The 21737-nt window shown below is 71.5% G+C and carries 20 protein-coding genes; 14 read left to right on the top strand and 6 right to left on the bottom strand.

The features are described 5' to 3' along the window. Positions 1–53 precede the first annotated feature (53 nt). Positions 54–1412 carry a citrate/2-methylcitrate synthase gene (locus SB754_RS09615; RefSeq protein ID WP_410782100.1) on the bottom strand — a complete coding sequence of 453 codons (1359 nt, stop codon included), beginning with the start codon at positions 1410–1412 and terminating at the stop codon, positions 54–56. A 6-nt stretch (positions 1413–1418) separates the two neighbouring features. Between SB754_RS09615 and SB754_RS09610 the strand changes: the two genes are divergently transcribed. After that, positions 1419–2591: a citrate synthase gene (locus SB754_RS09610; RefSeq protein WP_410782099.1), complete on the top strand. Its 1173-nt coding sequence runs from the start codon at positions 1419–1421 to the stop codon at positions 2589–2591. A 103-nt stretch (positions 2592–2694) separates the two neighbouring features. Beyond that, positions 2695–3207: a mycothiol transferase gene (locus SB754_RS09605; protein ID WP_410782098.1), complete on the top strand. Its 513-nt coding sequence runs from the start codon at positions 2695–2697 to the stop codon at positions 3205–3207. A 16-nt stretch (positions 3208–3223) separates the two neighbouring features. Here SB754_RS09605 and SB754_RS09600 read toward each other — a convergent pair whose 3' ends face one another. Further along, positions 3224–4774 carry a bifunctional phosphatase PAP2/diacylglycerol kinase family protein gene (locus SB754_RS09600; protein ID WP_410782097.1) on the bottom strand — a complete coding sequence of 517 codons (1551 nt, stop codon included), beginning with the start codon at positions 4772–4774 and terminating at the stop codon, positions 3224–3226. A gap of 59 nt (positions 4775–4833) precedes the next feature. Here SB754_RS09600 and SB754_RS09595 point away from each other — a divergent pair, with 59 nt between their 5' ends. Further along, positions 4834–5277, top strand: a complete 444-nt coding sequence (locus SB754_RS09595; RefSeq protein WP_410782096.1) for a hypothetical protein — start codon at positions 4834–4836, stop codon at positions 5275–5277. An 89-nt stretch (positions 5278–5366) separates the two neighbouring features. Further along, positions 5367–6671, top strand: a complete 1305-nt coding sequence (locus SB754_RS09590) for an MFS transporter (protein WP_410783297.1) — start codon at positions 5367–5369, stop codon at positions 6669–6671. Between the two features lie 35 nt (positions 6672–6706). Here SB754_RS09590 and SB754_RS09585 read toward each other — a convergent pair whose 3' ends face one another. Then, positions 6707–9127, bottom strand: coding sequence for an ATP-dependent DNA ligase (locus SB754_RS09585; RefSeq protein ID WP_410782095.1), 2421 nt, complete (start codon positions 9125–9127; stop codon positions 6707–6709). 88 nt (positions 9128–9215) lie between these two features. On the opposite strand from SB754_RS09585, the gene SB754_RS09580 reads away from it, so the two are divergent. Both SB754_RS09580 and SB754_RS09575 read left to right on the top strand, forming a co-directional pair. Further along, positions 9216–10097, top strand: coding sequence for a Ku protein (locus SB754_RS09580; RefSeq protein WP_410782094.1), 882 nt, complete (start codon positions 9216–9218; stop codon positions 10095–10097). Continuing rightward, on the top strand, positions 10094–11059 hold the full coding sequence (locus SB754_RS09575; RefSeq protein ID WP_410782093.1) for a DNA topoisomerase IB: 966 nt from the start codon (positions 10094–10096) through the stop codon (positions 11057–11059). Before SB754_RS09580 ends, SB754_RS09575 begins: the two co-directional genes overlap by 4 nt. A gap of 64 nt (positions 11060–11123) precedes the next feature. Here SB754_RS09575 and SB754_RS09570 read toward each other — a convergent pair whose 3' ends face one another. Further along, positions 11124–12545: an MFS transporter gene (locus SB754_RS09570; RefSeq protein WP_410783296.1), complete on the bottom strand. Its 1422-nt coding sequence runs from the start codon at positions 12543–12545 to the stop codon at positions 11124–11126. A 303-nt stretch (positions 12546–12848) separates the two neighbouring features. Here SB754_RS09570 and SB754_RS09565 point away from each other — a divergent pair, with 303 nt between their 5' ends. Beyond that, complete coding sequence (locus tag SB754_RS09565; RefSeq protein ID WP_410782091.1) at positions 12849–13760, top strand: sigma-70 family RNA polymerase sigma factor; 912 nt, start codon at positions 12849–12851, stop codon at positions 13758–13760. Positions 13761–13829: 69 nt separating this feature from the next. Here SB754_RS09565 and SB754_RS09560 read toward each other — a convergent pair whose 3' ends face one another. Beyond that, positions 13830–14171 carry an ATP-dependent DNA ligase gene (locus SB754_RS09560; protein ID WP_410782089.1) on the bottom strand — a complete coding sequence of 114 codons (342 nt, stop codon included), beginning with the start codon at positions 14169–14171 and terminating at the stop codon, positions 13830–13832. 93 nt (positions 14172–14264) lie between these two features. Here SB754_RS09560 and SB754_RS09555 point away from each other — a divergent pair, with 93 nt between their 5' ends. After that, positions 14265–15776 carry an SDR family oxidoreductase gene (locus tag SB754_RS09555; RefSeq protein ID WP_410782088.1) on the top strand — a complete coding sequence of 504 codons (1512 nt, stop codon included), beginning with the start codon at positions 14265–14267 and terminating at the stop codon, positions 15774–15776. A gap of 33 nt (positions 15777–15809) precedes the next feature. Here SB754_RS09555 and SB754_RS09550 read toward each other — a convergent pair whose 3' ends face one another. Beyond that, complete coding sequence (locus tag SB754_RS09550; RefSeq protein WP_410782087.1) at positions 15810–16454, bottom strand: MarR family winged helix-turn-helix transcriptional regulator; 645 nt, start codon at positions 16452–16454, stop codon at positions 15810–15812. A 75-nt stretch (positions 16455–16529) separates the two neighbouring features. Between SB754_RS09550 and SB754_RS09545 the strand changes: the two genes are divergently transcribed. Genes SB754_RS09545 through SB754_RS09520 form a run of 6 tightly spaced genes read left to right on the top strand, consistent with a single transcriptional unit; the run spans position 16530 to position 21720 of the window. Then, positions 16530–17630 (top strand): polyprenyl synthetase family protein, encoded by a 1101-nt coding sequence (locus SB754_RS09545; protein ID WP_410782086.1) that lies wholly within the window; start codon positions 16530–16532, stop codon positions 17628–17630. Next, entirely contained in the window at positions 17627–18598 is a 972-nt protein-coding gene (locus SB754_RS09540) for a phytoene/squalene synthase family protein (protein WP_410782085.1), read from the top strand. The genes SB754_RS09545 and SB754_RS09540 overlap by 4 nt, the downstream gene beginning before the upstream one ends. Then, positions 18595–20187 carry a phytoene desaturase family protein gene (gene crtI, locus SB754_RS09535; RefSeq protein ID WP_410782084.1) on the top strand — a complete coding sequence of 531 codons (1593 nt, stop codon included), beginning with the start codon at positions 18595–18597 and terminating at the stop codon, positions 20185–20187. Before SB754_RS09540 ends, crtI begins: the two co-directional genes overlap by 4 nt. Next, positions 20184–20510 (top strand): lycopene cyclase domain-containing protein, encoded by a 327-nt coding sequence (locus SB754_RS09530; protein ID WP_410782083.1) that lies wholly within the window; start codon positions 20184–20186, stop codon positions 20508–20510. Before crtI ends, SB754_RS09530 begins: the two co-directional genes overlap by 4 nt. Continuing rightward, a complete protein-coding gene (locus SB754_RS09525; RefSeq protein WP_410782082.1) occupies positions 20507–20845 on the top strand; it encodes a lycopene cyclase domain-containing protein in 339 nt (112 codons plus the stop codon). Before SB754_RS09530 ends, SB754_RS09525 begins: the two co-directional genes overlap by 4 nt. Then, the gene (locus SB754_RS09520) at positions 20839–21720 is read left to right on the top strand and encodes a prenyltransferase (protein ID WP_410783295.1); all 882 of its coding nucleotides are present in this window, start codon (positions 20839–20841) and stop codon (positions 21718–21720) included. Before SB754_RS09525 ends, SB754_RS09520 begins: the two co-directional genes overlap by 7 nt. The last annotated feature ends 17 nt before the right edge of the window (positions 21721–21737 follow it).

Below are 21737 nucleotides of genomic sequence, written 5' to 3'. Positions count from 1 at the left end.
GGAAATAGGAGCATCGAGTCACCACTCGATCGCCCGGGCGCGCGAGCCCGCGGTCAGGGGCCGACGTAGCGGCCGACGGGACGCAGGCGGAGGGGCGGGCGGCCGTACTCGTCGAGGGCGTGCACCAGCCAGCCCACCGTCCGGGCGGTGGCGAACACCACCTCGCCGGCGTCGTCGCCCATCCCGCAGGCCAGCGCCAGCGCGCCGAGGGCGAGGTCGACGTTGGGACGCGCGCCCGTCCGGTCGCGCAGCACGCGGGTCACCGCCTCCACGGCGGAGGTGACGGCGGCGTGCCGTGAGTCGGCGGCGAGCATCCCGAGCAGGATGCGCGCCCGCGGGTCTCCCTGCGGATACAGCGGCTGCCCGAAGCCGGGGACCGGTCCGTGCGCCGTCAGCACGGTGTCGGCGACGGCTCGCGCCGCGTCCTCGCCACTGCGCACCCGTTCCAGCAGCCGGTACGCCGCCCGGCTGGCGTTGCCGTGCAGCGGGGAGTCGAGCGCCCCGAGCCCCGCGACCACCACCCCGTAGGGTGTCGCCCGGGCGGAGGCCGCCGCTCGGGCCGCCAGCGTCGACACCGCGATGTCGTGGTCGAGCAGGAGGACGAGGGCGGCGTTGAGCAGTGCGACATCCCCGTCGTCGGGATGGTCGCCTGCAGTGGGGAAGGCGGGCGTGGCGAGGCGCGAGAAGAGCCGTTTCGGGAGCGGATGGAGGCCATCGGCGGACGCACTCCTGTGAGTTTCGCCGTCTGCGCCGTCTGTGCCGTCTGCGCCGCCAACACCGTCTGCAACGTCCGCTCCGCCCCCTCCGCCCGCCCGCCCGGGCAGCACCTCCACCATCGCGGCCACCAGCCGTTCCGCGGCCGTGGCCACCGTCGCCGGGTCGAGGGAGGCGCGCAGCGGGTCCGCCGAGGCCAACGCGGTCACGGCGACCAGCTGCCGGTCGCGATCCCCGGCGGCAGCGGGCAGGGCGGCGGCGACCGCGCGTGCCGCCTCCATCCCGGCCGGCGGCGAGAACCGCGCCCCGGCATCCCACTCCCCGGCCAGCGCCCAGCGGGCAACCGTCTCGAACGGCTCGTCCGCAAGCTCGGCGACCGGACGGCCGCGGTAGTACAGCTCGCCGTCCTCGATCAGGGCGAACCCCGTCTCGATGACCATGAGGGGCCGCCCCTCGGAGTGGCCGCCGCCGACCGCCGGACGCCGCCGCCGTGCTGCGGCGAACCGCTCCACCTCGAGCGGATCGAAGCTCGACCCGTCGGCGGTCCGCTCGCGGCTCAGGCGTCCGCGCGCCACGTAGGCGTACAGCGTCTCGAGTTTGACGCCGAGACGTTCCGCGGTCTGCTCGGCGGTGAGTCGCGGGAGGACATCCATGTTGATCCGATCAACGTTGACGATGTGTTCAATCCAGTTCACCATACCGATATGGACAGGATGGACGACACTCTCATCGACGTTCCGCGCGGCCTCACGAACGTCGTCGCCGCGCGCACGGAGCTCGGGGACGTTCGCGGGCACGAGGGCTTCTACCACTACCGCCAGTACTCGGCGGTGGACCTGGCGCGCGAGCGCACCTTCGACGAGGCGTGGCACCTCCTGCTGTTCGGCGCGCTGCCCGGCACCGACGAGCTGGAGGCGTTCCGGGCCAGGATCGCCGCGGCCCGGACCATTCCCGAGGACGTCCGGGCGCTGCTGCCGTCGATCGCCCGGCTGACGGCCGCGGGCGACGCGCTGGCAGGCTTGCGCATGGCGCTCGCCGCGGTCGCGGCCTCCGACCGGATCCGGCCGCTGTACGACGAGAGCCCGGTGGAACGCCTGGACGACGCCGTCCGCGCCGCCGCGGTCACGCCGGTGCTGCTGGCCAGCCTCCATGCGCTCGCCGAGGGACGCGAGCCGCTCGCGCCCCATGACGACCTGGCCTCCGTCGCCGGCTACCTGTACCTGGTCACCGGGCGTGTGCCCGACCGTGAGCACGAGCGGGCCCTGAGTGCGTACATGACCGCCGCCATCGACCACGGCTTCAACGCCTCCACGTTCACTGCCCGCGTCATCGCCTCCACCGGCGCCGATCTGGCCTCGGCGGTGGGCGGAGCGCTCGGCGCCCTATCGGGACCGCTCCACGGCGGCGCGCCGAGCCGCGCGCTGGACACCCTCGACGAGATCGGGACGCCCGACCGCACCGACGAGTGGGTGCACCGGACCCTGGCGGAGGGCGGCCGCGTGATGGGGTTCGGGCACGCGGTGTACCGGACGGAGGACCCCCGCTCACGGATGCTGCGGGAGTTCGCCGAAGGCCTGGGCGGACCGCGGGTCGAGTTCGCGGTCCAGGTGGAGCGGCGGGTGCAGGAGCTGCTCGCGGAGCTCAAGCCGGGCCGCGAGCTGCACACCAACGTCGAGTTCTACGCCGGCGTCGTTATGGAGTTGTGCGGCCTCCCACGCTCGATGTTCACGCCGACGTTCGCCGCCGCTCGCGTCGTCGGCTGGACGGCGCACATCCTGGAGCAGGCGGCCGACGGGAAGATCCTGCGCCCGTCGTCGCGCTACGTCGGTCCGGCGGCGCCGCAGCCGCTGCCTGCGCGGGTGCCCGCCACCTCCTGACGCTGCGGCGGCACGCACTGCGGCACGCGTGGCGGCACCCGCAAGCGCGCTCGCGGCGGCGTATGGTGCGAAGACGCACGGTGCGCAGGGGAGAGGAGAACACGTGACCGCGAGCCGCGAACTTCTGATCGACGCCTTCGGGCGGATCGCCGGCCTGGTGCGGAGCACCGTCCGCGGGCTCGACGCGGACATGCTGGGCGGCCGGGTGGACCCGGACGCCAACTCCATCGCCTGGCTGGTCTGGCACCTGACCCGGATCCAGGACGACCACGTCGCCGACGTCGCCGGCCGCCCGCAAGCCTGGACGGAGGAGGGATGGGCGGAGCGCTTCGGCCTCCCCTTCGACGTCTCGGACACCGGGTACGGCCACAGCTCCGACGACGTGGCGGAGCTCGCGCGTGCGAGCGCCACCGACCTCATCGGCTACCACGAAGCCGTGCACCGTCGGACGGAGGAGTTCCTGCGGACGATCGGCGACGACGACCTGGGCCGCGTCGTCGACACGAACTGGGATCCGCCCGTCACCCTCGCCGTGCGTCTGGTCAGCGTGATCTCCGACGACCTGCAGCACGCCGGCCAGGCCGCCTACGTGAAGGGCGTCCTGGAGCGCCGCTGACCGCGCGGGCCCCGGTTCACGCCCGCGGCGAGTAAACCCGAAGAGCGGCCGGCCGCATCCGCATCGTCAGCCGCTTCGGCTCCCCGGGCGTCTCGGTGGACGCCTCGCCGTCGTGCGCGTAGCCCGGGTCGTCGCCGTCCGCCGCGATCGTGATCTCGCGCACGGTCCGCGCCTCCAGCGCCGGCGGCCCCTGCAGGAACGGCAGGCGGGCGGCCAGCGCGTCCGTCCTTCCTCCGAAGGCGAGGGCGACCGCGCCACGGGTGCGCGGCGTCCCGCCGGCGAACAGGATGCGCACGTCGAGCAGGTGGTCGTCCAGCCGACGGCGTTCGATCGGGGCCACCGCGACCGGGTAGTACCGGTCGACGCCGACGAAGACCGACCAGACGGCGCGCGGCTCACCGTCGATCTGCACCTGCAGCGGGTCGCCGCGCCGGACGACACGGATCGCCGCCAGCAGGGCCGCGAGCGGCTTGCCGAGGCGCTTCTCGTGCTTCTCGCGCTCCTCGACGAACGAGGGGTAGATGCCGACGGAGGCCGTGTTGAGCACCGTGACCTCGCGCCCGTCTGCGAAGGTCAGGTCGGCGACGTCGACCTCCCGTCCGCTGCCCGCGGCCAGGGCGTCGAGGGCGGCGTCGACCGAGTCGAGCAGCGCAGCCTTGGCGAAGTGATTGAAGGTCCCGCCGGGGAAGACCAGCAGGGGCAGCCCTGCCTCGATCGCCTGCCGGGCGACGGCGGCGACCGTACCGTCTCCGCCGTACACGCCGAGCACCGCGGGGGGAGTGGCGGAGCCGAGGTCGCGCTGGACCAGCTCCGCGATCTCGTCCCCCTCAGCGAGCTCGTGGATGCGCGCCCGCGGCAGCTTCTCGCGCAGCAGCGGACCGGCCTCCGGGCGTCCGAGACCCCGCCCAGAGCCCGGATTGACCACGATGAAGACGCCCTCGCCGGTCTCGGTCGCGGGAAGCTCGACCATGCGGGCCGTGGGCGGGTCGCGCGGGACGCCCCGTTTCACGGCCGGTGCGAGCGCCTTGAGCGCCAGGGCGGCGCCCGCTCCGATCGCCGCACCTCCCGCGACGTCGGAGAGCCAGTGCGCGCCCGTGTGCAGCCGCGAGTAGCCCACCCCGGCGGCGAGCGGCGCCAGCGCGGCCCCGGCCGCGGGCCACTCCAGCGCGACACCGATCGCGAACGCGGCGGCGCTCGCCGTGTGGCCCGACGGGAACGACGGCGAGGTGGGAGAGCGCTGGAGGCGGCGGGCGAGGGGGATGGAGGTCAGCGCCGGCCGCTCGCCGCCGACGAGGCGCTTGCCGACCAGGTTCGCGACGAGGCTGGCGAGACCGAGCGACGCGAGTCCGCGTGCGGCGGCGCGCGGCCGGCCGAGAGCCAGGAGCACGGCGGCCGCCGCGAACCAGAGCTTTCCGTGGTTCGCGAAGAGGGTGAGGCCCCGCCAGAACCGGTCGGACGCCGGCCCGGTCGTCCGGGCGTTGATGCGGGCGGCGACGTCCGCATCGATGCGCCGGATGCGGTCGGGGAGCGGGAGGCGCGAGCGGGCTCGGCGACGGGAGGCGGCCATGCCGCAAATGTACGCTGCCGGTCCGGCAGACCCCGCGGGCCCGCGGTAGGATCGACGGCGTGAGCACGCACGTCATCTCCCAGCCCAATGAGCAGCAGCGCGACGCCGTCGGCAGCGACGAGCACGGCACGCTGGTCCGCAGCCTGAGCACCACCCTGCCGAGTGCGCTGGGCAACCTCCTCGCCACTCTCGTCGTGCTGGTGTCGCTGGTCATCGGCATCATCAGCCTGGTCGCGACCTGGTCGGGCAACGCCGACGCGTTCCTGCCGTTCTTCCAGGTGACCGTCGCTGCGACCGTGGTGTCGCTCAACGCGCTGTATGCCCGTCGCACGTTCAGCTACGTGGTCACCCTGATCGGCGCCATCCTCTGGCTCTGGGTCTCGGTCACCCCGTTCGCTCCGTTCTTCCAGGTGCTGCTCCAGGCGATCACCGTCGTGATCATGCTGGCGGGCGTGGTGTTCTCCACCGCGGCGGTCCGCCTCAGCAAGCAGCCGCGGTTCTGACCGCGGAGCCGGCGGACCGCACCGCCGACCCCACCGCCTCCGCCGACCCGAGCGCTCCGGCGACTCCGTCGGCGGCGAGTGGTCCGACGCTGCCCGAGCACCACCGGCACTTCGTCGACCTCTCGCCGCTGCGCGAGTCACCCGCGTTCGCGCGCCTCTGGCTCGGCGGCGCGATCTCGGGCATCGGCACGCAGATGACCGTCGTGGCCGTGGGGCTCCACATCTTCGATCTCACGCACTCGACGCTGGCCGTCGCGTTGGTGGCATTGTTCGCGCTCGTCCCGATGATCGTGTTCGGCCTGTACGGCGGCGTGCTGGCCGACGCGTTCGACCGCCGGAAGGTCGCCCTGATCACCGCGATCGTCGCCTGGCTGTCGACGGCGTCGCTCGCGCTGCTCGCCTGGACGCACGTGTCCGTCGTCTGGCCGCTGTACGTGATCACGACCGTCAACGCCGTCGCCGGTGTGATGATCGGGGCCACCCGTCAGGCGATCACCCCGCGCCTCCTGCCCGTCCGCCTGCTTCCCGCCGCCAGTGCGCTCGGCGGCATCAGCATGGGGGTCATGGTCACCGTCGGTCCGGCCCTGGCCGGTCTGCTCGTCGCGACGGTCGGCATCCCCTGGACCTACACGGTGGATGCGGTGCTCTTCACGGCCGCGTTCCTCGGCATCTTCACGCTGCCCGCCATCGTCCCGGAGGGCGAGCGGAAGGGCGCGGGCCTGGCCTCCGTGCTGGAGGGGCTGCGGTTCCTGCGGACCGCGCCCAACCTCAGCATGACGTTCGTGCTCGACGTGATCGCCATGACCTTCGGACAGCCGCGGGCGCTGTTCCCGGCTGTCGGCGCCCTGCTGATCGGCGGCGGCCCGATCACGGTCGGCATCCTCACCGCGGCCGGCGCGGTCGGCACCCTGGTGTCGAGCGTCTTCTCCGGTCGCCTCGGCGGCGTGCGCTGGCAGGGCCGCGCGGTCGAGCGGGCCATCACCGTCTACGGCGCCAGCGTCCTGGGCTTCGGGATCGTGCTCGCGGTCGTCGCCTTCACCGGCACGGCGGGAGGCGGCGCCTCGCTCGCGCAGGCGAACCTCCCGGCCCTGCTGGTCGCGACGGTGATGCTGGCCGCCTCGGGCGCGGCCGACAACGTCAGCTCGATCTTCCGGATGACGATCCTGCAGGCGTCCGCGCCAGACGTCATGCGCGGGCGGCTGCAGGGGGTGTTCACCGTCGTGGTGACCGGCGGTCCGCGGCTCGGCGACCTCTACATCGGCGTGCTGGCGCTCACCGGCGCGCTGTGGTTCCCTCCGCTGCTCGGCGGTCTGCTGATCGTGGTGCTGGTCGGTGTCGTCGTGCGCATCCAGGGGTCGTTCCGGCGCTACGACGCGCTCGCGCCGACGCCGTAGCCGCGCGCAGACTCTCGCAGGCCGGCCGCGTCGCCTCAGCTCTCGCGCACGACCTCCTCGGCCTGCTTGTCCGGCCGCAGGCCCCGCCATGACGGCTGCCGCAGCCTGCCGGGTCCCGTCCACTCGGCGAACTCCACCTCGCCGACGATGTCCGGCCGTACCCAGTGAGCGCCGCGCGCGTCCGCCGACGGGACGCCCTCCATCGGGCTCGTCTTCCGCTCGTGCCGCGCGAGCTTCGCGGTGAGGTCGTCGAGGGCGCGGTCGCTGAACCCCGTGCCGACCTTGCCGACGTAGCGCAGCGTGTCGCCGTCCGGGATGCCGAGCAGGAGGGCGCCGATGGTGTTCGCGCGGCGGCCGTTGCCGGGCGTCCAGCCGCCGATGACGACCTCCTGGGTCAGGTGGTGCTTGATCTTGATCCAGGTGCGCGAGCGGCGGCCGGTGGCGTACGTGCCGTCGCGGCGCTTGGCCATGACCCCTTCGAGGCCGAGCTGCCGGCTGGAGTCGATGGCGTGCTGCAGGTCGCCGTCGAACGCGGGAGGGACCTGCACCGGGTCGCCGCGTCCCGGCTGCAGCACCTCCCGGAGAAGCGCGCGTCGCTCGTCGTAGGGGTCTCGCGTGTGCTTCTGCCCGTCGACCTCCAGCACGTCGAAGGCCATGTAGTGCGCGGGCGCGCGCTTGAGCGCGGACTGCACGTCCGCCGGGCGGGTCAGCCCCATCCGCGTCTGCAGCAGGCCGAAGTCGGGGCGGCCCTGCGCGTTGAGGGTGACGATCTCGCCATCGAGGACCAGGTCGTGCTCGCCTGCCAGGCCGACCAGGCCCTCCAGGTCGGGGTAGGTGACGGTCACATCGTTCCCGTTGCGGGTCGTGAGGCGGAGCCGGCCGCCGCGGATCTCCGCGATCGCTCGGATGCCGTCCCACTTCATCTCGAAGGCCCACTCGTCCTCGTCCGCGATGTCGGCCGCCGAGCCGAGGGTGGCGAGCATGGGGGAGACCGGTGCGTCCGTTATGGGCGGTCCAGGGGTCCGCTCCGCCCGGGCCGGTGCGGCGGCGTGCGCCTCCTCGTGGTCCGGCTTCATCCGGTGGATCAGCCAGTTCTTCTGGTCTCCGCCCTGTGCGGTGCGGATCAGCGCGAACTTCTGCGGCACGCCGCCGAGCCCGCCGTCCGGCTGCCCGTGCAGCGTCGCGATCACCTCGTCGTCGCGCCACTTCTCCAACTCGTAGTCGCCTTGGTCCCAGATCTCGACGTGGCCGGCGCCGTACTCGCCGTGCGGGATGTCGCCCGCGAAGCTCCCGTACTCCAGCGGGTGGTCCTCGGTGTGCACGGCCAGGTGGTTCTGCTTCGTGTCGGTCGGCGTGCCCTTCGGCAGCGCCCAGCTGACCAGGACGCCGTCGTTCTCCAGCCGGAAGTCCCAGTGCAGGCGCCGGGCGTGGTGCTCCTGGATGACGAACGAGCGGCCCTCGCGAGCCTCCGGTCGCTCCTCCGGCACCGGCTCCGGCGTCTTCCCGGCGTCGCGCATGGACCGGTAGGTGGACAGCCGGTCCGGCTGCGACGCGTGCGAGCCGTGCCCGTCCAGCTCGGCGAGCGGGTCGCCCCGGCGCTTCAGCCGCTGCATCACCTCGCGGTAGTCCAGGTGGTGCAGATCCTTCGCGGCCAGCTCCCGCCAGGTGCGCGGCGCTGCGACCGTCGGCTCGAAGCGGCCGCGCAGCGAGTACGGCGCGATGGTCGTCTTGGCGCCGTTGTTCTGGCTCCAGTCGACCAGCACCTTGCCGGCGCGCAGCGACTTCTTCATGTCGCTGACGACCAGGTCGGGGTGGTCGGCCTCCAGCGCCCGGGCGAGCTCGTGGGCGACGGCCGAGATCTGGTCGCTGGTCTGCGACCCGTCCAGTGCGGCGTAGAGGTGGATGCCCTTCGAGCCCGAGGTCACCGGGAACGGCTCCAGCCCCATTCCGGTCAGGATGGGGCGCGCCAGCCGGGCGACCTCTGCACAGTCCGCCAGGGTGACGCCTTCGCCCGGGTCGAGGTCGAGGACGAGCCGGTCGGGATTGGCGCGCTCGCCGCTTCCGTCGATGCGCCACTGCGGCACGTGGATCTCCAGCGAAGCGATCTGCGCGAGCCAGATCAGTGTCGCGCGGTCGTTCACCAGCGGGTACGTGTTCGTGCTGGTCTTGTGGGTGATGGAAGCCGTGCGCACCCAGTCGGGCGTGGAGGCGGGGTCGAGGTTCTTCTGGAAGAACACCTCGGCCGGGTCGTCGGGCGTTCCCACGCCGTGCACCCAGCGCTTGCGGGTCGCAATGCGGTCGCGCACGTGCGGGATCATGGCGTCGGCGACGGCGTTGTAGTAGGCGAAGATGTCTGCCTTGGTGGTCCCGGTCTCCGGGTACATCACCTTGTCGAGGTTGGTCAGCTTGAGGCGGCGGCCGTCGATCTCGACGACCTCGGTGTCCTGGGCGGCCATAGGCACACCGTACGCCCGGGGCGTCTCCGACCGGTGGATTCCCTGATCGCTGCTTGAAAAGCGGCTTGAGTCCGGACACGATGGGCACATGAGGGCCATTTGGACGGGCGCCATCACCTTCGGACTCGTGAACGTGCCCGTGAAGGTGTACAGCGCAACCGAGGATCACGACGTCCCGCTGCACCAGGTGCACGACGAGGACGGCGGCCGCATCCGCTACCAGCGTCGCTGCGAGATCGACGGCAAGGTGATCCCGTACGAGCACATCGCCAAGGCGTACGACGACGGGGAGCGGACCGTCATCCTCACGCCGGAGGACCTCTCGTCGCTCCCGTCTGAGCGCAGCCGCGAGATCGACGTGGTGGAGTTCGTGCCGAACGACCAGCTCGACCCGCTGATGTTCGACCGCAGCTACTACCTGGAGCCGGACTCGAAGTCGCTGAAGGCGTACGCGCTGCTGCGCAAGACGCTGGAGGACGAGGAGCGGACCGCCATCGTGGAGTTCGCCCTCCGCCAGAAGACCCGGCTGGCCGCGCTGCGCGTCCGCGGCAACGTGCTCGTGCTGCAGACCCTGCTCTGGCACGACGAGATCCGCGAGGCCGACTTCCCGTCGCTCGACCAGTCCCCGCGCATCTCGGACCGCGAGCTGCAGCTGTCGAGCGCCCTGATGGAGAGCTTCGCCGGCGACTTCGAGCCGGAGAAGTTCACCGACGAGTACCAGGTGGAGCTGAAGAAGCTCATCGACGCGAAGCTGGAGGAGGGCGACAGCGTCGACACCGCTGCCACCTTCGGCGAGGAGGAGGCCGAGAAGAAGGGCGGCGGCGAGGTCATCGACCTGATGGAGGCGCTGCAGCGCAGCGTCGAACGCAGCCGGTCGTCGAAGTCGACCTCGAAGTCGACCTCGAAACCCGCCGCGAAGAAACCCGCAGCGAAGAAGCCGGCCAAGAAGTCGGCGAAGAAGCCCGCGTGACGCGGCTGAAACGCAGCAACCCGTCCGGCCCCGGCTACCACCGGAGGATGACCGACTCGGGGCCGGTCTACGAGGACGAGGCGGGAAACCGGATCGTCGACGAGCGCGAGCTGGAGCGCATCCGGGGGCTGGTGATCCCTCCCGCCTGGCAGGACGTGTGGATCTCGCCGGACGCCCGCGGGCACATCCAGGCCGTCGGCACCGACGGAGCGGGCCGGCGTCAGTACCGCTACCACGACTCCTGGAGGCTGCACCAGGACCGCGTCAAGTTCGAGCGGGCGGCGCAGCTCGCCGAGACGCTGCCCTCCGCCCGCCGGAAGGTCACGATGGACCTGCGCCAGGAGGGGTTCGGGCGCGACCGCATCCTCGCCGCCGCGTTCCGCATCATCGACTTGGGCAGCGTCCGCATCGGGAGCGAGGAGTACCTGCACGCGAACGGAAGCCGTGGCCTCACGACGCTGCTCTGCCGGCATGTGAGGATCGACGGGGACGAGATCACGCTCACCTTCCCGGCCAAGTCGGCGCAGCGCTGGACGAGCACGATCAGCGACGAGGACCTCGCCGAGCTGCTCCGGCAGATCCAGGCGCTCCGCGGCCAGCGCTCCCGCCTGCTGTCGTGGAAGGACGGCACCTGGCACACCATCCGCCCGGCGTCGCTGAACGAGTACATCCGGCGGCAGACGCGCGGCGAGTTCACCGCGAAGGACTTCCGCACGCTGCACGGCACCATCGTCGCCGCGCAGGCCCTCGCCGAGCTGGGTGTCGCGGGCTCCGACGGCCAGCGCAAGAAGCGGATCAGTGCGGCGGTCAACGAGGCCGCCGCCGCGCTCGGCAACACGCCGGCGATCGCCCGCAACAGCTACATCGACCCGCGCATCTTCGACCGCTACCGCAATGGCGAGGTCATCGACGTCTCCGGCGGCCGTGCTCCCGAGCCGGCCCTCCTGGAGCTGCTCTCCTGAGAACTGCTGGTCCCGACATGCCGTTACCCTCCCGGCGTAACGGCATGTCGGGACCAGCAGTTCGTCAGCGTCGGGAGGGCGATTGCGCCTTCGTCGAGGCCGACAGGGGAGCGGCGATGTCCTCCAGGGACTTGCCCTCCGCGTCTACGCCGAGGAACAGTTCCACGAGCCCCGCCGCGATCATCAGCCCTGCGCCGATGAAGTAGCCGACGCAGACCGCCGAGATGCCGCCGCCGATCAGGTTCCCGAACAGGATCGGGCCGATGATGCCGCCGATGCCGGTCCCGACCGCGTAGAAGAACGCGATCGCCATGGCCCGCGTCTCCATCGGGAAGATCTCGCTCACCGTCAGGTAGGCGGCGCTGGCTCCGGCCGAGGCGAAGAAGAAGACGACCATCCAGCAGGCCGTCAGCCAGAACGCGTCCAGTGCACCCGCGTCGAACAGGATGGCCGTGCCCACCAGCAGCACGCCGCTTCCGACATACGACAGGGTGATCATGAAGCGGCGGCCCACCGAGTCGAACAGCCGGCCGAGCAGGAACGGCCCGAGGAAGTTGCCGACCGCGATCGGGACGAGCGCCCACGGCGCCACGTCGTCCGGCACGTGAAGCAGCTTGGTCAGCACGAGCGAGTATGTGAAGAACACGGCGTTGTACAGGAACGCCTGGCCGATGAACAGCGACAGGCCCAGAACGAACCGCTTCGGGTACTGGGTCACCGCCACCCGGACGATCTCCCCGAAACCGGTCGAGCGGCGCTGGTGGATCTCGATGCCGCGGTCGTCCGGCACCTTCTCCAGGTGGTCGTGGGTCTCCTCCTCCACGCCCTCCTCGATCTCGCCGACCAGCTTCTCGGCCTCCTCGTCGCGGCCGTGGATGAACATCCAGCGCGGCGACTCCGGCACGTTCCGGCGCACCAGCAGGATGACCAGGCCGAGCACCGCGCCGAGGCCGAACGCGATGCGCCAGCCGATGTCCGGCGGGAAGATGGCCGTGTTCAGCAGGAACACGGTCAGCACCGCGCCGAACGCCGTGCCGAGCCAGTAGGAGCCGTTGATGGCGAGGTCCACCATGCCGCGGCGCCGGGCCGGGATGAGCTCGTCGATGGCGGAGTTGATGGCCGCGTACTCGCCTCCGATGCCCGCTCCGGTGAGGAACCGGAACAGGAAGAACATCCACGGGGCGAACGAGAAGGCCGTCAGCACCGTCGCGACCAGGTAGAGGCCGAGGGTGATGATGAACAGCCGCTTCCGGCCGAATCGGTCGGTCAGGTAGCCGAACACCAGGGAGCCGACACAGGCTCCGGAGACGTAGATGGCGGCGGCGAGACCGACCTGCGCGGTGGTCAGGCCGAGGCCGCTGTCCGGTTCGGTGAGCCGGCTGCCGATCGCCCCGACGATGGTGACCTCGAGCCCGTCGAGGATCCACACCGTCCCGAGCCCGACGACGACGAGCCAGTGGAACTTGGACCAGGGGAGACGGTCCAAGCGTGCGGGTATGGTCGTGCGGATCGTCTTCAGCGACGCCGCCTTGTTGTCCGTGTGAGCAGTCACCCGGTGGACTGTACGAGTGCTGTGTGTACCCCGGCAGAGCCTTGACAAATGCGTTTTTCGCACACCGAACCGCGATTAGCGTACCCCGAGCATTGCTGTCAACCCCTTGTTGGGGGATAGGGGCCACTGCTTATCGTTGCTAACGACCCACCGACCAGAAATGGTCTGCGGGACACCCGACTGAGAGCACCAACGATGGCAGTGCCCGTGAGTACGCGGGCTGAATGGGATGACACGATGACGACGCTCGAAGTGACCAACGACCCGGTACGCGACTACCTCAACTCCATCGGCCGGACACGCCTGCTGACCGCCGACGAAGAAGTCGCCCTGGCCAAGCGGATCGAGGTGGGAGTGCTGGCCGGAGAGCGGCTGGCCGTCCGCCCCGGACTGACGCCCCGCGAGAAGCGCGAACTGCAGTACCTCGCCGACGACGGCAAGCGTGCGTTCGAGCGCTTCATCGAAGCCAACCTGCGCCTGGTGGTCAGCATCGCCAAGCGCTACGCCGGCCGCGGCCTCCCCGTCATGGATCTGATCCAGGAGGGCAACCTCGGCCTGGTGCGCGCCGTCGAGAAGTTCGACTACCGCACCGGCAACAAGTTCTCCACCTACGCCACCTGGTGGATCCGCCAGTCGATCCTGCGCGGGATCGCCGACACGGCCCGCCTGATCCGCATCCCGGTGCACACCGTGGAGAAGATCGACAAGCTGGACCGCATCCGCCGCGACCTGGGCGGAGAGCTGGGCCGCACGCCCACGCTGGAGGAGATGGCCGAGGCGTCGAACCTCGACCCCGCCGAGGTGCACAAGCTGCAGATGAGCGACTCCGAAACCGTCTCGCTGGCCGTGCCGGTGGGCGAGAACGAGGGCGCCGAGCTCGGCGACCTGATCGAGGACGACGACTTCCCCGGCCCGCCGGAGGCCGTCGAGGTGGAGTTCCGCCACCGCGACCTGGAGGAGCGCCTCCGGGAGCTCCCGCCGCGCGACGCCAAGGTGGTGCGGATGCGCTTCGGTCTCGACGGGCAGAAGCCGATGACGCTCGACGAGGTCGGCGAGGTCTACGGCATCACGCGCGAGCGCGTCCGCCAGCTCGAGACCCGCAGCCTGAAGCGCCTGCGCTGCCCGGAGCTGCTCGAATACCTCCGCTGAGCCGCCAGTACGAACGGCGAACGGCCCCGCACCCATCCGGTGCGGGGCCGTTCCGTGTCCAGGGGGAGGTCAGCGGCCGGGCGGGGAGTCGGCGTCGACCTCGTCGGCTCCGAGCGCGCCGATCTCCTCGGTCAGCTGCAGGCCCTGCGAACTGTTCGACGAGAGGGTCAACTGCTCCAGCCAGCTCTTGTTGATGCGGGGATGACGGCCTCCGCTGTAGCGGAACAGCAGGGGGATGGCGGGATCGATCCAGATGGCGCTGCGGCCGTCGCCGACGTTCTGCTCGTCGCGCCACGAGAAGAAGAACCCCTCCTTGCGCCGCAGCTTCAGCCCGATCACGATCTGCAGGTGCGCCAGGACCCGGTCCTCGAAACCGATCTCGGTGGTTCCGCCGTAGATGAGCTTGCCCATGCGCAAAAACGTACATGACGTTCGCGGAATCCTCGTACCCGCATTCGTTGCACGAACATCCGCGCCGCAGCATCCGGGCGTACCCTCGGCGCCATGGCTCCCTCCCGCGTCCTCGTCACCGGTGCGACCGGCTATATCGGCGGTCGGCTCGTACCCCGGCTGCTCGCCCGCGGGCACGCGGTCAGGGTGCTCGCGCGCTCGCCGCAGAAGCTGACCGACGTGCCCTGGTCCGGCGACGTGGAGGTGGTGGAGGGCGACCTCCACGATCCTGCGGCGGTCGAGCGGGCGGCCGCCGACGTGGATGTCGTCTACTATCTCGTCCACTCGATGCGGGCGCGCGGCGACTTCGACGAGGAGGAGTCCGACGCAGCGCGCACCGTCGCGGAGGCCGCGCGAGCTGCGGGGGTGCGGCGCATCGTCTATCTGGGCGCCCTCCACCCGGACGGGGAGCTCTCGCGTCACCTGCGCTCGCGCGTCGCGGTGGGGCGCGTCCTGCTCGACTCGGGTGTGCCGACGGTCGTGCTGCAGGCCGGCGTCGTGATCGGCTCCGGCTCGGCCTCCTTCGAGATGATCCGCCACCTCACCGAGGTGCTGCCGTACATGCCCGCGCCGCGCTGGGTGAGGAACAGGATCCAGCCGATCGCCATCCGCGACGTCCTGCACTACCTGCTGGCCGCGGCCGACCTGCCGCCGGAGGTGTCGCGCGCCTTCGACATCGGCGGTCCCGACATCCTCCGCTACGGGCAGATGATGAACGCGTACGCGCTCGAGGCCGGGCTCCCGCAGCGCCCGATCGCAGCGCTGCCGGTGTTCACGCCCTGGCTGGCGTCGCAGTGGGTGAACCTCGTGACTCCCATCCCTCGCAGTCTGGCCGTGCCGATCATCGAGTCGCTGCAGTACGACTGCGTGATGCGCGAGCACGCCATCGACACGGTCATCCCGCCGCCTCCGGAGGGTCTGACCGGCTACCGGCGCTCGGTCCGGCTGGCCCTGGCGCGCGAGCGTTCCGGCCAGGTCGAGACCAGCTGGCAGGACGCGTCCGTCGCCGGCGCGCCGAGCGACCCACTGCCCAGCGACCCGGACTGGTCCGGTCACACCGTGTACACGGACCTGCGCGAGCGGGACTCCACCGCCGACGCGCAGCTCCTCTGGCGCGTCGTCGAGGGCATCGGCGGGGAGCGCGGCTGGTACTCATTCCCGCTCGCCTGGGCGCTGCGCGGCTGGGCGGACAAGCTCGTCGGCGGCGTCGGGCTGCGCCGAGGGCGCCGTGACGCCGACCACCTCAACACCGGCGACGCGCTCGACTGGTGGCGGGTGGAGCGCATCGAGCGGGGAAGGAGCCTGCGGCTCCGCGCCGAGATGCGGGTCCCCGGTCGTGCCTGGCTGGAGCTGGCGGTCCGGCCCCGGGAGGGCGGCGGCTCGCAGTACCGTCAGCGGGCGGTGTTCTTCCCGCGCGGCCTCTCGGGCCGGCTGTACTGGTTCTCGATCCTGCCGTTCCACGGCGTGACCTTCAACGGCATGGCGAACCGCATCGTCTACGAGGCGGAGAACCCGAAGGCGGCCAGCCGCGTGACCCGGCCCGATCCGTCATCCGTCGAGCCGTGAGCAGATGCGCCTATTTCGGACGAGTTGCGACAGCTAGTCACCACTCGACGGGCGGTGTCCGTCGAGCTCGGCCGATGCCGATGCCGATGCCGATGCCGGTTCCGCGGCCTGGGCCAGCGTCGTCGCGCTCAGGTCCTGCAGGAAGCGCGTGACGGTGTCGCGGTCCTGCGGGGTCAGCGACCGCACCACCTCGAACCGCCGGGCGTGCTGCAGCCCCATGGTGCGGCGCACCTCGCGGTGGGTCTCCGGGGTGATCTCGACCGTGACGGCGCGACGGTCCGTGGGGTGCGGTCGCCGCTCGACGTGTCCGGCGCGCTCCAGCCGATCCAGCAGCTTGGTGGTGGAGGCGGTGGAGATGTGGAGGTGGTCGGAGAGCGCGCCCGCGGTGACCGGGACTCCGCTGTTCATCGACGCGATGATGTAGCGCAGCGCGCGCATGTCGGTCTCGTTGAGCTTCATGTGGGTCCGGGAGGCGAAGCTCAGCCGCTGGTCGGCCTCGCGCCACTCCCGCATCGCCGTGAGCACGCGGACGATCTGCGCGAGCTCCTCCTCGCTGAGGTCGTCGTGGCGGACGAGCTCCTGCCGGGGGTCGATGATCCGGGGGTCGGTCAGCGAAGCGGAGATGCGTCGTGCGTCGCGCCGCGCATCGGTGTGCGCGTCGTTCCGGGCCGGAGTCATGGGAACATCCTATTCCCGAATGTAAGAATCGTGCTAAGTTATTTGCTATCCAAGCTAGGCAAGGGAGCGCCGAGCATGACACAGCTGCACTCCGAGACACGGACTCCCGTGGCGGTCCGCCCCGGAATCGACATCGCCCTGGCCGCCGTCGAAGCCCGGCTCTCGCAGTTCTTCGCAGAGCGGATCTCCGCGGCCTCGGCCTACGCCCCCTCCTACCGCCGGCTGTGGGAGAGCGCGCGCGACGCCGCTGAGGGCGGCAAACGGATCCGCCCGCGCTTCGTGCTCACCGCGTACCGCGGCCTCGGCGGCGCGGACGACGACAGCGCGTGCACCGCCGCAGTCGCCTACGAGCTGCTGCACACCGCGTTCCTGCTCCACGACGACGTGATCGACGGCGACACCGTCCGCCGCGGCCGTCCCAACGTGACCGGCTCCTTCTCGTCGGACGCGGTGGCGCGCGGGGCCGACTCCGCCCGCGGCCGCCGCTGGGGTGAGGCGGGCGCGATCCTCGCCGGCGACCTGCTGCTGCACGCCGCCTCCTCCGTGCTCGCCCGGGTCGACGCCGACGAGTGGACCCGCGAGCGCCTGCTCGAGATCCTCGACCACGCGGTCTTCGTGACCGCAGCGGGCGAACTCGCCGACGTCGCCCTGGCCGAACGTCTCGGCCCCGATGCGCCGACACTGGATGACGTCCTCGCCATGACGGAGCACAAGACCGCCGCGTACTCGGTCTCCGGGCCTCTGATGACGGGGGCCCTGCTGGCCGGAGGAGGAGAGGAGCTGCTGGCCCCGCTGGCGGAGTACGGTCGCCTGGTCGGCATCGCCTTCCAGCTCGGCGACGACCTGCTGGGCGTGTTCGGCAGCGAGGACGTGACGGGGAAGAGCATCGTCAGCGACCTCCGGCAGGGCAAGGAGACCTCCCTGATCGCCTACGCGCGCGGCACATCGCGCTGGGAGGAGGTGGCGCCGTCGCTCGGGAGCGCCGACCTCGCCCCGCGCGAGGCGGCCGCACTCGCCGCGGTCCTGGAGGCGTGCGGGGCACGCAGCTTCGTGGAGGATCTCCTCACGCAGCATGTGGAGGGCGCCGTCGCCCTGCTCGACGATCCCGCCATCCCGGCAGCCCTATCCCAACCGCTGACCGACGTGGCACGCTCGTGTATCGGGAGGATCGCATGACTCGCGCACCGGAGGCTCCGACCGGCACACCGCCGACGGACCTCGCCACCTACACCGGGGCCGCCCACGCGGGCGCGGCCACGATCATCAATGCGTACTCGACGTCGTTCGGGATGGCCACGCGGCTCCTCGGCCAGCGGGTGCGAGGGCAGGTGGAGGACGTGTACGCGCTCGTCCGGGTCGCCGACGAGATCGTCGACGGCGCGGCCGCGGAGGCGGGTCTCGGGGTCGATGACCAGCGCGAACTGCTCGACGCTCTGGAGGCCGACACCGAGCGGGCGATGCGCACCGGCTACAGCGCGAACGTGGTCGTCCACTCCTTCGCGGTCACCGCGCGAGCCTCCGGGATCGGCGTCGAGCTCACCCGGCCGTTCTTCTCCTCGATGCGGCGGGATCTCAGCCCGGTGGACTTCGCCGCCGACGAGCTGCGCGCGTACATCTACGGGTCCGCCGAGGTGATCGGGCTGATGTGCCTGAAGGTGTTCCTGGCCGACGCGCCCGTCCCGGACGATGTGCGGCTCCGGCTCGAGGCCGGCGCCCGCCGGCTCGGCGCGGCCTTCCAGAAGATCAACTTCCTCCGCGATCTCGCCGTGGACTGGGCCGAGCTCGGCCGCAGCTACTTCCCGGGCATCGACCCGGCGCGGCTGACCGAGCGCGAGAAGCTCGCCCTTGTCGTCGACATCGACTGCGATCTGGGAGCCGCCGCCGACGTCATCCCGGAGCTGCCGGCCAACTGCCGCCGGGCGATCACGGCCGCCCACGGGCTCTTCGCCGAGCTCAGCGACCGCATCCGCGAGACGCCGGCGAGCGAGCTGCTGAGCCGGCGCGTCAGCGTCCCGACCCGGGTCAAGCTGGCCATCCTCGCCCGCGCGACCGCGGTCGCGGCCGTGCAGCGGGGGTCCGTGGCGAGTGCGGGCGCACCCTCGATCGTCCCCGCCTCGGCCGCCCGGAACGGGTCCCGGCCATGACCGGGCGACGCGTCGCGGTCATCGGCGGCGGGATCGCCGGGCTCGCCACCGCCGCTCTGCTCGCGCGCGAGGGCCACGCCGTCACGCTGCTGGAGCAGAACGAGGGACTCGGCGGCCGGGCGGGGTCGTTGCACCACGACGGCTTCCGCTTCGACACCGGGCCGTCGTGGTACCTCATGCCCGAGGTGTTCGACCACTTCTTCCGGCTGATGGGCACCTCCGCCGAGGAGCAGCTCGAGCTGGTGACCCTCGACCCGGGCTACCGCCTGTTCTCTGAGGATGGCCGTCCGCCGCTCGACCTGCACGCCGACGGGGCGGCCAACCGCGCGGTGTTCGAGAGCGTGGAGCCCGGGGCGGGCGCCGCCCTCGACCGCTACCTGGAGGGCGCCGCCGACACCTACCGGATGGCCGTCGACCGCTTCCTGTACAGCACGTTCGCCGACCTCCGGCCCTTGCTGGCGCCCGACCTGCTGCGTCGTCTGCCGCGCCTGGCACGCCTGCTGCTCGAACCTCTCGACCGCTACGCGGCCGGATTCGTCCGCGACAACCGGCTGCGCCAGGTGCTCGGCTACCCGGCGGTCTTCCTCGGCACCTCTCCCGGCCGGGCTCCGAGCATGTACCACCTGATGAGCCACCTGGACCTCGACGACGGCGTCCGGTACCCGCTCGGCGGCTTCGCCGGGCTGATCGAGCGGATCGCGTCGCTCGCCTCCGGGGCAGGAGCGCACCTGATCACGGGCGCACGCGTCACGGCGATCCGGACCGCGCAGCGTTCGGGGCGGGCCCACGCGACCGGCGTCGACTACCGGGATGCGGCGGGCCGGCCGCACACCCTTCACTCCGATATCGTCGTCTCCGGCGCCGACCTGCACCACACCGAGACCGCGCTGCTGCCGCTGGCGCTGCGCACCCATCCCGAGGAGACCTGGGATCGGCGCGACCCGGGCCCCGGCGTGGTGCTCGCGATGCTCGGGGTCCGTGGGAGGCTGCCGCAGCTGACCCACCACAACCTCTTCTTCACGACCGACTGGGAGGCGAACTTCCAGACGATCTATGGGCCCGATCCCGGGATCCCGGACCCGGCCTCGCTGTACGTCTGCATGCCCAGCGAGACGGATCCCACTGTCGCCCCAGAGGGCTACGAGAACCTGTTCGTCCTCATCCCGGTGCCGGCCGACGTGTCGCTCGGCGCCGGTGGCCTGGACGGCGCCGGCGACCGCGCCATCGAGCACGCGGCCGATGCCGCGATCGCACAGATCGCCGCCTGGGCGGGCATCCCGGACCTCGCCGAACGCATCGTCGTCCGCCGCACCGTCGGACCCGAGGACTTCGCCACCGACCTGAACGCCTGGCGCGGAGGCGCACTCGGGCCGGCGCACACCCTCCGGCAGAGCGCCTTCTTCCGCCCCGGCAACGCCTCCAAGACGGTCGACGGGCTGTTCTACGCGGGCTGCTCGACCATCCCGGGCATCGGACTCCCGATGTGCCTGATCAGCGCGGAGCTCGTCGTGAAGCGCCTCCGCGGCGACGGCGGAGCCGGTCCGCTTCCGGAGCCGCTCCCCAGTCCGCAGGCGGAGCGCGTGTCGTGAGCATCGTCTACCTGGCGTGCCTGCTGGTCGCGCTCGGGGCGATGGTGCTGCTGGACGCCCGCTTCCGGCTGGTGTTCTGGAGGGACGCGCGCCGCGCCTCCCTCGTGCTCGGACTGGGCCTCGTCTTCTTCCTGATCTGGGATGCGGCCGGCATCGCCCTCGGCGTCTTCGCCCGCGGCGGTTCGCGGCTGATGACGGGAATCGTCCTGGCGCCGGAGCTGCCGCTGGAGGAAGTCTTCTTCCTGCTGTTCCTCTGCTACCTGACGCTCGTCCTGGTGTTCGGCGCGCGGACCGTCCTCGACCGCCGGGGGAGCGACGGATGACGTACGCCCCGCTCAGCCTCGTGTTCCTCCTCGTCGCCGGCGTCGTGCTCGCCGTGGCTCTGGCCGTGGCGCCCGACCGCCGCCGGCTACTGCGGCGCTGGTGGCTGCCGGTGACGATCGCCGCCGCCATCGTGCTCGTGCTGACGGCCGTCTTCGATAACCTGATGATCATCGCCGGCTTCATGACCTACGCCGACGCGCACATCACCGGCGCCAAGCTGGGGCTCGTGCCGGTGGAGGACTTCGCCTACCCGCTCGCTGCGGTGCTGCTCCTGCCGGCGCTGTGGCTGCTGACCCGCCGGCAGCCCGGACGGCGGCGGGGGACCGGATCGTGACCGCCGTGGCCCCCTCACCCGTCCGCCAGCTGCTGCTCGCCTCCCGCCCGCTCAGCTGGATCAACACCGCCTTCCCGTTCGCCGCCGCGTACCTGCTGACCACCGGACGGATCGACGCCACGTTCGTCGTCGGGACGGTCTTCTTCCTCATCCCGTACAACCTGGCGATGTACGGGATCAACGACGTTTTCGACTACGAGTCCGACCTGCGCAACCCGCGCAAGGGCGGAGCGGAGGGGGCGCTGCTCGACCGGTCGGCGCATCGGCGCACGCTCGTCGCCGCGGTCGTCTCCACGCTGCCGTTCGTCGTCTACCTGGTGATCGTCGGCTCGCCGCTCTCCTGGCTGGTCCTCGCGGTCTCCCTGTTCGCGGTGGTCGCGTACTCGGTGAAGGGGCTCCGCTTCAAGGAGATCCCGTTCCTCGACTCCGCCACCTCCAGCATCCACTTCGTGAGCCCCGCGGTGTACGGCCTGGTCCTCGCCGGTGCGGTGTTCACGCCAGGGCTCTGGCTGGTGCTCCTGGCGTTCTTCCTGTGGGGTGTCGGCAGCCACGCCTTCGGTGCCGTGCAGGACGTCATCCCCGACAGGGAGGCCGGCATCGCCTCCGTGGCGACCGCGATCGGCGCGGCAGCGACCGTGCGCCTGGCGATCGCCGCCTGGGCGCTCGCCGGAGCGGCGATGCTGCTCACCCCGTGGCCCGGACCGCTCGCGGCGGTGCTCGCCCTCCCGTACATCGCGACGGCGGCGCCCTTCTGGAGCGTTCCGGACGCGCAGGCGACCAGCGCCAACCGCGGCTGGCGGCGCTTCCTGTGGATCAACTACGCGTGCGGTTTCGCCGTGACGCTGCTGCTGATCCTGTGGGCGCAGGTGCGCTAGCCGCGCCCTGCTCTCCA

Origin of the sequence: Leifsonia sp. SIMBA_070 (genome assembly GCF_046534635.1) — a bacterium.
Lineage (GTDB): Bacteria > Actinomycetota > Actinomycetes > Actinomycetales > Microbacteriaceae > Leifsonia.
This window is presented reverse-complemented; position numbering and strand designations above follow the sequence as displayed.